Genomic DNA, 14,036 nt, shown 5'->3' with positions numbered 1-14,036 from the left:
AACCGAATCCCGGGGGCCGGGCCCCGACCGTAAGCCAAAGACGCAGTTGTGTCGACACTTTCAGGGAGATCTCATGAAACCGGCGACCTTCGACGCGACCGGCGACCACAGGGAAGGTGGCGCTGAGGCATGACACGAACCACGCTCTTCACCGACGTCCAGGTCTTCGACGGCACCGGACGCGATCCCTTCCCAGCACAGGTCCTCGTCAAGGGCGACAGGATCGCCCAGATCGCCGACTCCGTCTCCCGCGACCGGCGTACCGAGGCCCGGGTGATCGACGGAGGCGGCGGCACCCTGCTGCCCGGACTCGTCGACGCCCACACGCACTTGGGCTTCGGCTCCACCGTCGAGCACCGCTCCCCGCGCCGCGACGAACCGCTGGAGGAGAAGGCGCTGCTCGTCGCACACGCCGGCCGGGTCCTGCTCGACCACGGCATCACCAGCGCGTACTCGGGCGGCAACCGGCAGCCCCGCACGGAGACCGCCGCGCGCAAGGCCTTCGACGAGGGGTGGATGCCCGGACCGCGCCTCAAGGCCGCCTCCTGGGAGGGCAGTGCGGGCATGGTCGAGCCCGGCGTCTACGACTTCCCGGGCGTCGACGGCCGGGCCTCCGACCCGGAATCGGTGGCCCGGTTCGTCACCGAGATGGCCGAACTCGGCGTCGACATCGTCAAGTTGTCGCTCTCCGGTGAGAGCGCGGTCGTCCAAGGGACCTCGCGGATCGTGCAGTTCACCGACGAGGAGGTGGCGGCGGCCTCGGCGACGGCCCGGAAGCACGGCGTCTGGCTCACTGCCCACGCCCATGCCGCCGAGTCGGTCAAGATGGCCGTACGGCACGGCATCCGCGCGGTCTACCACTGCACCTTCGCCGACGAGGAGGCCCTCGACCTCCTCGAAGCCGCCCGCGGCCGCCTCTTCGTCGCCCCGACTCCCGGCATCATCCACGCCAACCTCCATGAGAGCGGCAGCGAACCCGAGCCGGGCATGGAGGTCGAGGCCACGGCGAAGGCCGTGCGCGAGGTCGTGCCCGAACTCGTCCGGCGCGGCATCCGGGTCGTCCCCGGCGGCGACTACGGCTTCGCCTGGAACCCGGTCGGCCGCAACCTCCGCGACCTCGAACTCTTCGTGGACTGGTTCGGCTTCACCCCGGCGGAGGCGCTGCGCGCGGCGACCCAGCACGGCGGCCAGGTCATGGGCATGGGCGACGAACTCGGCCTGATCGGGCCGGGGTTCCTCGCCGACCTGGTCCTGGTCGACGGTGACCCGCTGGCGGACATCCGCATCCTCCAGGACCGCCATCGACTGACGGCGATCATGAAGGACGGCACCCTGCACAAGGCCCCGGCGTGATCCGCACCCGCACGGCCGCGGGACGGCTCGCGGGGGAGTGGGCCGGGGACGTGGCGGTGTTCCGTGGCATCCCGTTCGCCGAGCCACCCGTGGGCGACCTGCGCTGGCGACCACCCCGGCCACCGGCGCGCTGGGACGGCGAGCGACGGGCGCACGACTTCGGACCCGCCCCGCTCCAGCCGCAGCCGCCCCGCGACTCGATCATGCACCACACCAACTTCGCCGACCGGCGGGCGCTGGTGATGAGCGAGGACTGCCTCCATCTGAACGTGTGGACACCCGATCCGGCACCCGGCACCGCCCTCCCGGTCATGGTCTGGATCCACGGCGGCGGCAACCGGTACGGCCATGGCGGCCAGGAGATCCACGACGGCCGCGCCCTCGCCGGCCGGGGCCTGGTCGTCGTCACCCTCAACTACCGCCTCGGCGCACTGGGGTTCCTCGCCCACCCCGCGCTGGCCGGCGAGGACGAACCGGGCGCGTCCGGAAACTACGGACTGCTCGACATCGTCGCCGCCCTCACCTGGGTACGCGAGAACATCGCGGCCTTCGGCGGCGACCCCGACCGGGTGACCCTCGCGGGCAACTCCGCAGGGGCCGCCCACATCTGCCACCTCATGGCATCCCAAGTGGCTCGGCCACTCTTCCACGCGGCCCTCGGCCAGAGCGCCTCCGGTATCGGCCGAGCGGAGGGGCCGCTCACCGAACAGGCGGACGCGCAGAAACAGGGGCTGCGCTGGGCGGAGAGCTTCGGCGACCGGGACATCGAAGGGCTACGGCGCCTCGACGGAGTGGAGTTGGTGCTGCGCGGCCACTTCGGCCCCGTCCTCGACGGCCGCGTCCTCACCGAGCCCAGCGACCAGGTCTTCGGCACGGGCAGACAGCACGCCGTACCGCTGCTGGTCGGCACGAACACCGACGAGGGCTCCGTGTACGCCACCCCGGACGCACTGCGCAGCCTTCCCGTGGACCCCGAGGCCGACGAACTGTACCCGGTCCGCGATCTGGACGAAGCCCGGCGCACGGCACGGCGGTTCACCGGCGAGAGCCGCTTCACCTACCCGGTCTGGCACTGGGCCAGGGCACACCGGGGCACGGCACCCACCTGGATGTACCGCTTCACCCGGACCCCACCCCTCCCGACCGGCCTGGACCTCGCGCCACCACGCGACGGAGTCCCGGGCTACGGCGTGCACCACACGGCCGAACTCCCCTACGCCCTGGACAACTTCGACCATCGCCCCTGGCCCTGGACCGAGACCGACCGCGAACTGGCCCGGACCATGGCCGACACCTGGGCGCGCTTCGTCGCCACCGGTGATCCGAACGGCGACGGGCTGCCGCCCTGGCCGACCTTCACCGAGGACGAAGTCATGTTCCTCGGGGACGCGGTGACGCCAGGCCCCCTCGAACGACTGGCGGCTATGCGGCTGTTGGCCCGCTGCGACCGCCCCCTGTGAAAGGACCAGGCATGGCACGGCTCCCCGACACCGAAGGCAGCGGCGAGATCGCCGACCGCATCCGCGCCCGCCGGGGCGGAGCCCTACGTCCCCTCGACCGGATGCTGCTGCACAGCCCGCAACTCGCCGACGGCTGGAACAGCCTCCTGGGTGCGATCAGAGGGCGCATGGAACTGCCCGCGGATATCCGGGAGTTGGTCATCCTCAGGATCGCCGTGCTGAACGACGCCCCCTACGAATGGACCGCACACGAACCCGAAGCACGCCGGGCCGGGCTCGACGACGACGTCCTGTCCGAACTCCGCCGAGCGAGGCCCCACCTCGACACGCACCACGCGCGGGTCATCGCCTACACCGATGCGATGACCCGCGACATCCACGTGCCCGACGAGCTGTTCGACGCCCTGCGCGGCGACTTCACCGACGCCGAACTCGTCGAACTGACGGCGACCGTGGCGGCGTACAACATGGTGTCCCGCTTTCTGGTCGCCCTCGACGTCCAGGCGGGTTCGTCCGGGTCGGGTGTCAGCGGCGGCTGACACGTCGGGCCCTAGCCGCGGTGCCGTCCGACGAAGTGGAGCAGCAGTCGGTTCCAGGCTGCGGGCTGCTCCCAGTGCGGGTTGTGGCCCGCCTCTCGGACCACGTGGGTCTCGACGTCCTGGAGGTGCCCGGCGTTGAGGCGCATGAGTGAGGGTGGGCTGTACAGGTCGGCGTCGCCGGTGATGAGTTGGACAGGCAGGGTGAGGGTCTCCAGTGCCGACCAGGTGATGGTGTGCGCCAGGGACTGGGGGAAGGCGTCGGAGGTCCGTGCGCGGGCGTTGATCTCCAGCCAGGCCGCCACGCCGTCCCGGTCGCCGCCTCGGTAGGAGGGGCCCAGTTCCCGGAAGTCGACGGGAAGGTCGTCGAACGGGTCGGGCTGGAGCGCCGAGGTCAGCTCCTCGTACTCGGCGTCCATGATGCCCATGACACTGCCGGACACGGTGAGGCTGAGGAGGCGGTCCTGGTGGGAGAGCGCGTAGTCGACGGCGACGGGTCCGCCGGCCGCCGAGCCGGACAGGTGGAAGCGGTCCAGGCCCAGCTGGTCGGCGAGCGTGTCCAGGTCGCCGGAGGCGGTGTCGGCCTCCGCTCTGGTGCCCGCGACCGAGTTGTGGGCACCGCGCCGCGAGTAGCCGACGACCCGCAGGCCCGCGCGGGACAGCACCGGCTGCTGGTAGGGCCAGCTCTCGCCGCTGCCGGAGCCGGGGTGCAGCAGGACGACGGGCTCGCCGTCACCGCCGGTGTCCCAGCACCACAGGCTGCCGCCGCCCGACACCGGCACCTGGTACTCGGTGACCGGCACCTGTGCGGGGATCGGCACGGGCTCCCACGGCTCCTGCCCGGACACGGCCCGGGCGGTGCCGCTCGCTCCCCCCGATGGGGCCCCGGCCGCCGCTCCGGTCGTCGTGACGGCGGCCAGCGCGGTGCCCGCCATCACGGCGCGTCTGGACGGGCCTGTGCTGTTCTTCTTCACGATTCCTCATTCCTCCGGTAAAAGGTGTGCTCTGTCGACAGGAAGCCAGGGACCTGGGGCTGATGAGGGGAACTGGTTGAGATAGTGTCGACACAGTTGCGTCGCCGAGGGCCGGGACCAGGCAGGGAGAAGTGCCGCATGACCGATCAGGACACGCACCTCGTGCTGGAACGGCTGCTGCGGCTGCGGGAACGGCGTGAGCCGCTGGTCGCGCAGATCGCGGAGTGGGTGGGGGCCGGGATCATCGAGGGCCGTCTGGAGGCCGGGCAGGACCTCAACAGCGTCGATCTGTCACGCCGGTTCGACACCAGCAGGACGCCTGTGCGCGAGGCCCTGATGCTCCTCGAACAGGAGGGCCTGGTCGAGATGAAAGCCCGGCGTCGGCCTCGGGTCGCGGCGCCCTCCCTCCAGGACATCCGGGACATCTACCAGGTGCGCAAGAACCTCCTGGCGATGCTCGCCGGCCTCCTGGCCGACCGGGCGACCGACGAGGAGCTGGGCGAACTGCGCACCCGGGTCGAGCGGATGCGGAAGCTCGCCGACGACGGTGACGTGGACGCGTACTTCTGGAGCCATGTGCTGCTCCAGGAACGGATGACCGAGATCGTCGGCAACGCCACGCTGAAGCAGATCCTCGACTCGCTCGCCCTGCGCACCCTGATGCTGCGCCACCTCAGCCTGACCCGCACCGGCCGCCTCGCCTACAGCATCGACGACCAGGAACGCCTCCTCCAGGCCTGCGAGGAGCGGGACGGCGAGTTGGCCTCCGCCCTGATCGCGGGGGCGACGGTCCGGGCCCAGCGGGCGGTGGAGGAGCAGTTGGAGCAGGACACGGCGGCGCGCAAGCCGGTGCGGAAGCGCCGGGCCGAGTCGTGACGGCCGGGGGCGGACCACCGTACGAATGACATCCCTCGCCGATCGGGCCGCGCGCCTTCGGTGTCGGCCGGTCGGCCTGGCGACACCCTCTCGCCCGCACATCAAGGCGACACCCTCGCGTCCTCACCTCGATGCGACACCCTCGCGCCCGCACTTCAACACCCGTGGAAGCGCAGCTCACTTGGCCAACACCCCACCGTCCACCGGGAAGTTGCCGCCCGTGACCCACGCCGACTCGTCCGACGCCAGATAGACCGCGCACCAGGCGATGTCCTCGGGCGTCCCGACCCTGCCGAGCGGGATCCGGGCGAGCAGCGCGTCCCGGGCCGCGCCCTCGTGGGCCCCGGCGGACTCGGTGGCGGGGGTGCGCACCATGCCGGGCGAGATGGTGTTGGCGCGGATGCCCGACGGGCCGCCCTCCACGGCGAGTTGGCGGGTCAGGCCGAGCACGGCCGACTTCCCGGCGCAGTGCGCGACCATCCCGAAGGTGCCGCTGCCCCGGAAGGCGTTCACCGAGGCGAAGTTGACGATCGAGCCGCCGCCGGAGGCCTCCAGATGCGGCCAGACGGCCCGCACCGGCAGGAAGACCACGTCGACCTCCCCGCGCAGGGTCGGCGTCCACTGCCCGTCGAAGTCCATCTCGGCCGTCGTCGCCATGTGCGGGGCGATGGCGCCCGCGGTCACCAGGACGTCGACCCGGCCGTGCCGCTCGAACGCCTCGTCCGCGAAGCGCCGGGCATCGGCGGGGGAGGTCATGTCGAGCGGGGCTAGCACCTCTACGGCGAGCCCCTTGTCGGCGGCCGCCTTGCGGGTGCGTTCGGCGGCGGCCGGATCGATATCGCAGCCGACGACACGGGCACCCTGTTCGGCGAAGAGCAGCGCGCACCCCTGGCCGATACCGGCGCCCGCGCCGGTGACGAGAGCGACTTTCCCGGAGAGCCTGCCGGTCACTTGGACCCCCTTGTCGAGGCAGCCGTGCACGACCGCGGCGCGGCTCGCCCTCCCTTCTTAGTGTCGACACTAAGTCTTGGTCAAGGGTGATGAAGCTGTGAGAGTGGCACTTCTGCCGACAGTTCGCGCTAGCTCCGAGGCAGAAGCTCGCTCAAGGCCGCGATCAGACGGTCGAGCGCGGACTCGTCCCCCGCACGGTCTGTCATGACCGTACGGCCGTCGAAAGTGAGCGTGTACTGGAACATGTCGGCCCCGCCCGCGTGCATCGAGAACGCGGGCACGTCGTCGAGCGCGGGATCGCCGAGCAGCGTGCGCAGCTCACGGAAACGGGCGGCATCGGTGCGGCGCACCACGGATCGGCCCTTGTCGGTGACGCGGGCGGTGCCGTCACCGCGGAGAACCACCCTCCGATCGACGCCCGCGAATCCGCCCGTGACAGTCATCGTCACCAGCTTCTGGTCCGGGCCGGTCACGGGCGCGGGCGTGGGAGTCGCGGACGCAGAGGCCGACGCGCCGGGCGAAGGGGACGCGGGTTCCGTGGGCGACGGCGTGCCCGCGGCGGACGCGCTCACCGCGCTGCTCACCGCAGAAGTCGCCGTACCCACCGCCGAGGTCGCTGCCCTGGTCCCCTCGCCACCGGCGTCGTCGTCCCCGGTGCCGACACCGCAGCCGGCCAGGCCCAGCGCCCCGGCCACCAGTACCGTTCCCGTACGTCTGCCGATCACAGTGCCCCCCTCGCGTGGACGGTCGGTGACATGCTGTCAGCCCCGGAGCGTTTCAGGAGGCCCTCATGCACGAGCAGCCGTCCCTTCTCGCCGCCTTGGTGTCCGCGCTGCGCGGCGGTTCGATCGAGGTCGTCGATCTCACCTCGCCCCTGTCGTCGGACACCCCGGTGATCCAACTGCCCCCGGAATTCGGCCAGACGGCGACCTTTCAGCTGGAGGAGATCAGCCGGTACGACGACCGGGGGCCCGCCTGGTACTGGAACAACTTCCGCAGCGGCGAGCACACCGGCACCCACTTCGACGCCCCCAACCACTGGGTGACCGGGAAGGACCTCGCCGACGTGGCATCCGTGCCCGCCCACCGGCTCATCGCCCCCGCCGCCGTACTGGACTTCACCGCGGAGGCGGCCAAGGACCCGGACTTCCTGGTGGAGGTGGAGCACGTCAAGGCCTGGGAGGAGCGCAACGGGCCGCTGCCGGACGGGGGTTGGCTGCTGCTGCGCACCGGCTGGGACGCCCGCTCGACCTCCCAGGAGGCCTTCCTCAACGCCGACGAGAACGGCCCGCACACCCCGGGCCTGTCACCGGAGTGCGCCCGCTGGGTCGCCCAGGAATCGCCCGTGATCGGCCTGGGCGTCGAGACGGTCGGCACGGACGCCGGACGCGGACACTCCTTCGACCCCGCCTTCCCCTGTCACGCCTATCTGATGGGCAGCGACAAGTACGGCCTCACCCAGCTCCAGAACCTGGCCGCGCTGCCCGCGACCGGGAGCGTCGTCATCGCGGGCCCGCTGCCGATCGTCGCGGGCTCCGGCTCGCCCGCGCGCGTGCTCGCGCTGGTGGAGCGTTCATGAAGGTCGCGGGGGCCGTCGGGCGGGCCCTGCACGCGGCCGGGATCGAGCAGGTCTTCGGAGTCGTCGGCTCCGGCAACTTCCACCTGACCAACGCCCTGGTCGCGGCCGGGGCCCGTTTCGTCGCCGCGCGCCACGAGGGCGGGGCGGCGACCATGGCCGACGCCTACGCCCGGGTGAGCGGCACGGTGGCCGCCGTCAGCGTCCACCAGGGTCCCGGCCTCACCAACGCCATGACCGGCATCGCCGAGGCCGCCAAGAGCCGCACACCGCTCGTCGTGCTGGCCGCCGAGGTGACCCGCCCGACCTCCAACTTCTATGTCGACCAGGAGGCGTTGGGGGCGGCCGTCGGCGCGGTCCCGCTGCGGATCACCTCCGCCGAGGCGGCCGTGGAACAGGCCGTGACGGCAGTGCGGCGGGCCCTGCACGAGCGGCGCACAGTGCTCCTCAACCTCCCTCTGGAGGTACAGGAGTTGGACGTCCCGGACGGGGCTCTGGCACAGGTGGCACCACCGGCGCGGCGCCCGTCCGTCGAGGCCGTTGACTCCGAAGTGGCCGCGCTGGCACAGGTGTTGAGGCGGGCCCGCCGCCCGGTCTTCGTGGCCGGTCGTGGAGCGCGCTCGCCCGCCGCCCGGGACGCCCTCGAAGACCTCGCCGAGCACTGCGGCGCCCTGCTGGCGACCTCGGCCGTGGCGAAGGGCCTATTCCACGGCAACCCCTGGTCGCTCGACGTGTCCGGTGGCTTCGCCTCGCCCCTGGCGGCCGAACTCATCGGCGGGGCCGACCTGATCGTCGGCTGGGGCTGCGCGCTGAACATGTGGACCATGCGGCACGGCGCCCTGATCGGCGCGGACACGACCGTGGTCCAGGTCGACGACGACCCGTCGGCACTCGGCGCCCACCGCGAGGTGCACCTCGGGGTCACCGGTGACGTCGAACTCACCGCACGGCGCGCCCTGGAGGCCACCGACGGGAGACAGAAGGGCCTGCGCACCCCCGCCGTCGCCCAGGAGATCGCCGCACGCGTGCGCTGGCGCGACGTGCCGTACGAGGACGCGGGCACCCGCGACCGGATCGACCCCCGCACGCTCAGCATCGCCCTGGACGACATCCTCCCGGCGGAACGCGTGGTCGGCATCGACTCCGGGAACTTCATGGGCCACCCGAGCATGTTCCTGTCCGTGCCCGACCAGGACGGCTTCTGCTTCACCCAGGCCTTCCAGTCGATCGGCCTCGGCCTTGCCACCGCGATCGGCGCGGCCCTGGCCCGACCGGACCGGCTGCCGGTGGCCGCGCTCGGCGACGGCGGCGCGCTGATGGGCGCCGCCGACCTCGACACCGTACGGCGGCTGGGGCTGCCCATGGTCGTCGTCGTGTACAACGACGACGCCTACGGCGCCGAGGTGCACCACTTCGGCCCCGACGAACACCCCCTCGGCACGGTCGAGTTCCCGCCGACGGACATCGCCGCCGTGGCCCGGGGCTACGGCTTCGAGGCGGTGACCGTGCACACGCCGGCGGACCTGAAGGCCGTGGAGGACTGGGTGGCCGGGCCGCGGTCCGCGCCGCTGCTGATCGACGCCAAGGTCGTGAAGGACCACGGGTCCTGGTGGCTGGAGGAGGCGTTCCGGGGGCACTGAGACACGCGTGACCGACGAGCCCGCCGCGCGACCTCTGCCAGGGCGACCTGTGCCAGGCTGATGCGACTCGCCGTACAGGAACAGGGAGAACCACGCGGTGCGACCCATGCAGATCGCCGTCGTCATCGAGCTCGCCGACGGTGACGCCGAGGAGACGGACGCGCAGACTCGTGCGCTTCAGGAGGAGTTGCTGCTGCTCGACGCGGCCGACACCGTCCACCTGCCCGTCGGGGCGACGGCCCCGCCGGGATCCCGGGGCGGCACCGTCACCACCCTCGGCGCGCTGCTGGTCACCGGGGTGTTCTCACGGGCGGCCCTCGGCGCGCTCGTCAGCCTGGTGGGGGAGTGGCGGCAGCGGGCGCAGGCCCGGCGCGTCGAACTCACCGAGGGCGAGGACTCGTTGATCGTCGAGGGCGTCTCCGCGAAGGACCAGAAGGCCCTCGTCGAGGCCTGGCTCCGGCGCCGCTCCGGCGAGAACGAACCGCAGGAGTAGGGCGGTTGGGGAGGAGGCCGGTCGCCGCAGCCAGTGACTGCGGCGACCGGCCTCACGCTTGTGCGGTCAGACCGCCGCGGCCGGGTACGTCGGGTATTCCACCCCGGACACGTGCTGTACGACCCGGATGACCTGGCAGGAGTAGCCGAACTCGTTGTCGTACCAGAGGTAGAGGATCGCGTTGTCGCCGTCGACCTTGGTGGCGCCGGCGTCCACGATCGAGGCGTGGCGCGAACCGACGAAGTCCATGGAGACGGCGTCGGGGGCGGTCGTGAAGTCGATCTGGCGCTTGAGCGGAGAGGTCAGCGAGACGTCACGGAGGTAGTCCAGGACCTCCTCGCGGGTGGTCTCACGGCCCAGCCGCAGGCTCAGGATCGCGATGGAGACGTCCGGCACCGGGACCCGGATCGAGCTACCGGTGATCGGCGCCTTGAGGTCGGGCAGCGCCTTGGCGACGGCGGAGGCGGCACCCGTCTCCGTGATCACCATGTTGAGCGGCGCCGAACGGCCCCGGCGGTCCGCCTTGTGGTAATTGTCCAGCAAGTTTTGGTCGTTGGTGAACGAGTGGACCGTCTCGACGTGGCCGCGCAGCACGCCGTACTCGTCGGCCATCGCCTTCAGCGGCGGCACGATCGCGTTGGTGGTGCAGGACGCGCAGGACAGGATCTGCTCGTCCGGCTTGATCGTGTCGTGGTTGACGCCGTGCACGATGTTGGGGACGTCGCCCTTGCCCGGCGCGGTCAGCACGACCTTGTCGATGCCGGGACGCAGATGCCCGGAAAGGCCCTCGCGGTCACGCCACTTGCCGGTGTTGTCGATCAGGATGGCGTCCTTGATGCCGTACGCCGTGTAGTCGACCTCGGACGGGTCGTTCGCGTAGATCACCTTGATGGTGTTGCCGTTGGCGATGATCGCGCCCTCGGCCTCGTCGACGGTGATGGTGCCCTGGAACTGGCCGTGGATGGAGTCCCGGCGCAGCAGCGAGGCCCGCTTGACGAGGTCCTCGGAGGCCCGCCCGCCGCCCCGCACGACGATCGCGCGCAGCCGCAGACCGTTGCCGGAGCCGGCCTTCTCGATGAGCAGCCGCGCGACCAGGCGGCCGATGCGGCCGAAGCCGTAGAGGACGACGTCCCGCGGCTCACGGCTCTCGATCTTGTTGACGCCCGTCGCACCGGCCACGGCCTCGGCGGTGAACTCGGCCACCGACAGCCCGCGGTCATCGGCCCGGTGGTCCTCCGCCAGCAGACCGATGTCGATCTGTGAGGGGCCGAGGTCGAGCGCGGTCAGCGCCTCCAGGAACGGCAGGGTGTCGGTGACGGAGAGCTCCGTGCCGGCGATCTGCCGGGCGAACCGGTGGGTCTTGAGAATGCTGACCACCGACTTGTTCACGAGGGAACGGCTGTGCAGCAGAACGGTGACGTCCCGCTCCCGGTGCAGCCTCCCGATCATCGGGATCATCGATTCCGCGATCTCCTCGCGGTTCTTCCAGTCGGTGAACGAGTCGTCGTTGACAGTCACAGAATTCTCTTTCGAGCTAGGCGGCGCTCATATGCTAACCCCCTGTTGTTTTGATCGATCATCGGGGTGGCGCACCTCACTGCCCCGGAATCCTGCGCGGGGTGTCGGGCACGGGCCGCGGCAACGCCGGGTGCGCGTCCGTCGCGCGCTCCTCGGCGAACGCGTCCACGATCCTGCGGGCCCGCAGCGGATCGACGGGAAGCACGTGCACCGCGAACCAGCGGGCGGCCCACGGGCCGGGGGAGGGCTCGACGGACTCGGGGCCCGCGTAGTCGTCCAGCGGCGGGTCGTAGCGGAAGCCGGAGCCCACGTCGTGCCGGACCAGCCGCTGGACCAGGGCGTTCCGGTCGTCGGCTGGCAGGGGTACCCGGAGGGGCGGGAGAGCCGGGATGATCGCGCCCGCGCTACCGCAAGGGAGCGATGACGATCGCGTCCGCGCCGCCGTAAGGGAGCGATGACGATCACGCCCGCGGCCCCGCACGGCAACCGCGACGATCACGCCCGCGCTCCCGGCACAACCACCGCAATGATCACACCCGTTCAGCCGGTCCGAGAAGCCGGAGTGATCCCGCCCCTCAGCCGGCCGGCGGTCCCGACTTGTCGGAGTCCCTGTACTGCCTGGACGTACGCAGCGTGCCGACCGTCTTCAACAGGCGGTCGGCGGGCTCGCGCAGGGCGGGGTGGGCGTTGACCGTGTTGCGCAGGCCGCGGACCGGTCGGCGCCACAGGCGGTGTGCCGTCGCGACCGGGTGGGGACGGGTGACGAATCCTTCCGCCACACGCAGCTCGCGGGTCTTGAGCCAGTCCTTCCACTCCTTGTCGCCGCGCCCCATGTCCATGAGCCGCGCCCCGCGCCGGCCCGCCGCCTCGGCCATCCGCAGATGCATGATCAAGCCGGGGGAGTAGTAGCGCAGTTCGGGGTCGTACGCGGTGAACCAGGGTGCGAACACCGTGCGTGAGATGGGCCCGAAGTGGGCGGCCACCGGACGGTCCCCGGCGTACACCACTGACAGCACCCCGGTGAAGTGCTCCTCGCGGACCTGGAAGAGATCGTCCACGAGGTCCACGATCCAGGGCCGCGCGAACCGGTCCATCCGGCCCGTCCTGCGGTACTGCGCGGACTTCCACCGCATCAGCGTGCGCAGCGCGTCCGGGTCCCGCTCGTCGAACACGAACCTCATCTCGCCCAGGTCCCGCGCCAGTCGGCGTTCCTTCTTGAGCGTCGTCTTGGCCAGGCCCGGGTACGCGCCGCGCAGCCACTCCGGGTAACTGTCGCTGCCCACCTTGAGATCGATCACCGGGGAGGCGAACGTCCCTGTCACATAAGGGGCGAAGGGCTTCTGCTCCTCGACGAGGTGGTCGAACTCGAAGACGGAGAGCCGGCACGCCTTGAGCAGCGCCCGGGTGTCCCAGGTGACCCCGGGGCGGTGCACCAGGCCCTGGCAGTCGGAGAGTCCGAGCCCGATGGCCCGGCCGACACCGAACGAGCCCCGCTCGTACGGCAGGAAGCCCACGGCCTCGCCCTGCTGGTGGAGGACCGCCACCCGGGCGGCGCCCCTGCGGTGTCTGCCGATACCGGCCGCGAACTCCGGTGCCAGGAACGGGTTGGCGTAGTCGGGCGAGTCGTCCATCGCCCGGTGCCAGGCCGTGCGGAGCGAGGCACCGAGTTCCTCGGGTCTGTGGATCGTGATGTCCGTGTCACTGCTCATGGATCGCATGGGCGAGCGCCCCCCCAATTCCCCCATCGCCGATCGAACGGTCGGCAAGGATCAAACGTCGCGAAACAGTACGCACGCTGTCAAGGGTGTCTGCCGTAACGAAGAACGCAGATCGGATACCCATGGTTCCCACGGGCACGCACAGCATCGGCCACCGCCCGCCCCGGTACCGCCGATCACCGCGCCGGCGGATATTCCCTACCGCTGTGGCCTGCGAGGGCGGAGACTCGTCTCATGGCTGACATGGGGGAGTTCCGGGATGCGGTCATCGCGTGGGCGGCCGGTGGCCCCGGCGACCCCGCGCGCGAGCTGGCCGCGCTGTTGTCCGTGCGGGTGGCCGTCCTGCTCGAAGGGCCGAGCGATGTCGCCGCGGTCGACGCGCTGGCCGCGAGCCGTGGCCGGGACCTGGCCGCCGAGGGGATCTGCGTGCTGCCGATGGGCGGTGCGATGAGCGTCGGCCGCTTCGCCCACCTCCTCGGGCCCTCCGGCCTGGGCCTGCGCCTGACCGGCCTGTGCGACGAGCGCGAGCGGCCTTATTACACCCGTGGCTGGGAGCGGGCGGGCGCGGCGCCGGACGGGATCTTCGTGTGCGCCGCCGACCTGGAGGACGAGCTCATCCGCGCGCTGGGCCCGGCGCGGGTGGAGGAACTCGTCCGCGCGGAAGGCGACTTGCGCCCACTGAGGACCTTCCTGCGCCAGCCCGCCCAGCAAGGCAGCACCTCCCAGCAGCAGTTGAGGCGCTTCTTCGGCACCAAGAAGGGGCGCAAGATCCATTACGGCCGTGTCCTGGTCGAAGCCCTCGACCGTGACCGCGTCCCCGCCCCACTCGAAGGGCTGCTCGCGGGCCTCTGAGCGGCGCTGTGCCCAAGCCGTGCCCGACAGGAGCGGAACGGGCCCCGGAATGCCCCAAAGCCCGTCCCGTGTGCCGCAAAAGCCAGTCC

General features: G+C 71.4%; 14 protein-coding genes. 8 read left to right on the top strand and 6 right to left on the bottom strand.

The genetic code is table 11. The annotated features are described in order from the left end of the window. Positions 1-129 precede the first annotated feature (129 nt). From G3I78_RS06140 to G3I78_RS06130, 3 genes are read left to right on the top strand one after another with little or no spacing between them, the layout of a single operon-like run. Positions 130-1,353, top strand: coding sequence for an amidohydrolase family protein (locus G3I78_RS06140; RefSeq protein ID WP_164421756.1), 1,224 nt, complete (start codon positions 130-132; stop codon positions 1,351-1,353). Continuing rightward, a complete protein-coding gene (locus G3I78_RS53115; RefSeq protein ID WP_164421755.1) occupies positions 1,350-2,813 on the top strand; it encodes a carboxylesterase family protein in 1,464 nt (487 codons plus the stop codon). The genes G3I78_RS06140 and G3I78_RS53115 overlap by 4 nt, the downstream gene beginning before the upstream one ends. An 11-nt stretch (positions 2,814-2,824) precedes the next feature. Then, a complete protein-coding gene (locus G3I78_RS06130) occupies positions 2,825-3,352 on the top strand; it encodes a carboxymuconolactone decarboxylase family protein (RefSeq protein ID WP_164421754.1) in 528 nt (175 codons plus the stop codon). An 11-nt stretch (positions 3,353-3,363) separates the two neighbouring features. Here G3I78_RS06130 and G3I78_RS06125 read toward each other — a convergent pair whose 3' ends face one another. Beyond that, positions 3,364-4,323, bottom strand: a complete 960-nt coding sequence (locus G3I78_RS06125) for an alpha/beta hydrolase (protein WP_203614412.1) — start codon at positions 4,321-4,323, stop codon at positions 3,364-3,366. A 138-nt stretch (positions 4,324-4,461) separates the two neighbouring features. Here G3I78_RS06125 and G3I78_RS06120 point away from each other — a divergent pair, with 138 nt between their 5' ends. Further along, on the top strand, positions 4,462-5,199 hold the full coding sequence (locus G3I78_RS06120; protein ID WP_164421753.1) for a GntR family transcriptional regulator: 738 nt from the start codon (positions 4,462-4,464) through the stop codon (positions 5,197-5,199). Positions 5,200-5,376: 177 nt separating this feature from the next. Here the strand turns inward: G3I78_RS06120 and G3I78_RS06115 are convergent, their stop codons facing one another. Beyond that, positions 5,377-6,150 (bottom strand): SDR family oxidoreductase, encoded by a 774-nt coding sequence (locus G3I78_RS06115; RefSeq protein WP_164421752.1) that lies wholly within the window; start codon positions 6,148-6,150, stop codon positions 5,377-5,379. A 128-nt stretch (positions 6,151-6,278) separates the two neighbouring features. Next, positions 6,279-6,875, bottom strand: coding sequence for a hypothetical protein (locus G3I78_RS06110; protein WP_164421751.1), 597 nt, complete (start codon positions 6,873-6,875; stop codon positions 6,279-6,281). A gap of 65 nt (positions 6,876-6,940) precedes the next feature. Between G3I78_RS06110 and G3I78_RS06105 the strand changes: the two genes are divergently transcribed. From G3I78_RS06105 to G3I78_RS06095, 3 genes are all read left to right on the top strand, one after another. Then, positions 6,941-7,729 (top strand): cyclase family protein, encoded by a 789-nt coding sequence (locus G3I78_RS06105; RefSeq protein ID WP_164421750.1) that lies wholly within the window; start codon positions 6,941-6,943, stop codon positions 7,727-7,729. After that, entirely contained in the window at positions 7,726-9,366 is a 1,641-nt protein-coding gene (locus G3I78_RS06100) for a thiamine pyrophosphate-binding protein (RefSeq protein ID WP_164421749.1), read from the top strand. The genes G3I78_RS06105 and G3I78_RS06100 overlap by 4 nt, the downstream gene beginning before the upstream one ends. A gap of 97 nt (positions 9,367-9,463) precedes the next feature. Next, on the top strand, positions 9,464-9,859 hold the full coding sequence (locus tag G3I78_RS06095) for a hypothetical protein (RefSeq protein ID WP_164421748.1): 396 nt from the start codon (positions 9,464-9,466) through the stop codon (positions 9,857-9,859). Between the two features lie 66 nt (positions 9,860-9,925). Here G3I78_RS06095 and G3I78_RS06090 read toward each other — a convergent pair whose 3' ends face one another. The 3 genes from G3I78_RS06090 to G3I78_RS06080 all read right to left on the bottom strand — a co-directional run bounded on the left by G3I78_RS06090 (position 9,926) and on the right by G3I78_RS06080 (position 13,095). Continuing rightward, complete coding sequence (locus G3I78_RS06090) at positions 9,926-11,377, bottom strand: glyceraldehyde-3-phosphate dehydrogenase (protein ID WP_164421747.1); 1,452 nt, start codon at positions 11,375-11,377, stop codon at positions 9,926-9,928. Between the two features lie 76 nt (positions 11,378-11,453). Beyond that, positions 11,454-11,687, bottom strand: a complete 234-nt coding sequence (locus G3I78_RS06085; protein WP_343243656.1) for a hypothetical protein — start codon at positions 11,685-11,687, stop codon at positions 11,454-11,456. A 265-nt stretch (positions 11,688-11,952) separates the two neighbouring features. Further along, entirely contained in the window at positions 11,953-13,095 is a 1,143-nt protein-coding gene (locus G3I78_RS06080) for a GNAT family N-acetyltransferase (RefSeq protein WP_164421746.1), read from the bottom strand. Between the two features lie 234 nt (positions 13,096-13,329). Between G3I78_RS06080 and G3I78_RS06075 the strand changes: the two genes are divergently transcribed. Then, the gene (locus G3I78_RS06075; RefSeq protein ID WP_164421745.1) at positions 13,330-13,947 is read left to right on the top strand and encodes a TOPRIM nucleotidyl transferase/hydrolase domain-containing protein; all 618 of its coding nucleotides are present in this window, start codon (positions 13,330-13,332) and stop codon (positions 13,945-13,947) included. Positions 13,948-14,036: the final 89 nt, after the last annotated feature.

The organism is Streptomyces sp. SID13726, from assembly GCF_010548375.1.
Classification (GTDB): domain Bacteria; phylum Actinomycetota; class Actinomycetes; order Streptomycetales; family Streptomycetaceae; genus Streptomyces.
Note: the sequence above shows the minus strand (reverse complement) of the source record. Positions and strands in the feature narration are given on the sequence as shown.

What these genes read in the sequence shown, in the direction of transcription:
- G3I78_RS06140 (WP_164421756.1), top strand. Translation starts at nt 130, where the DNA reads ATGACACGAACCACGCTCTTCACCGACGTCCAGGTCTTCGACGGCACC.
- G3I78_RS06130 (WP_164421754.1), top strand. Translation starts at nt 2,825, where the DNA reads ATGGCACGGCTCCCCGACACCGAAGGCAGCGGCGAGATCGCCGACCGC.
- G3I78_RS06120 (WP_164421753.1), top strand. Translation starts at nt 4,462, where the DNA reads ATGACCGATCAGGACACGCACCTCGTGCTGGAACGGCTGCTGCGGCTG.
- G3I78_RS06105 (WP_164421750.1), top strand. Translation starts at nt 6,941, where the DNA reads ATGCACGAGCAGCCGTCCCTTCTCGCCGCCTTGGTGTCCGCGCTGCGC.
- G3I78_RS06100 (WP_164421749.1), top strand. Translation starts at nt 7,726, where the DNA reads ATGAAGGTCGCGGGGGCCGTCGGGCGGGCCCTGCACGCGGCCGGGATC.
- G3I78_RS06080 (WP_164421746.1), bottom strand. Translation starts at nt 13,095, where the DNA reads ATGCGATCCATGAGCAGTGACACGGACATCACGATCCACAGACCCGAG.
- G3I78_RS06075 (WP_164421745.1), top strand. Translation starts at nt 13,330, where the DNA reads ATGGCTGACATGGGGGAGTTCCGGGATGCGGTCATCGCGTGGGCGGCC.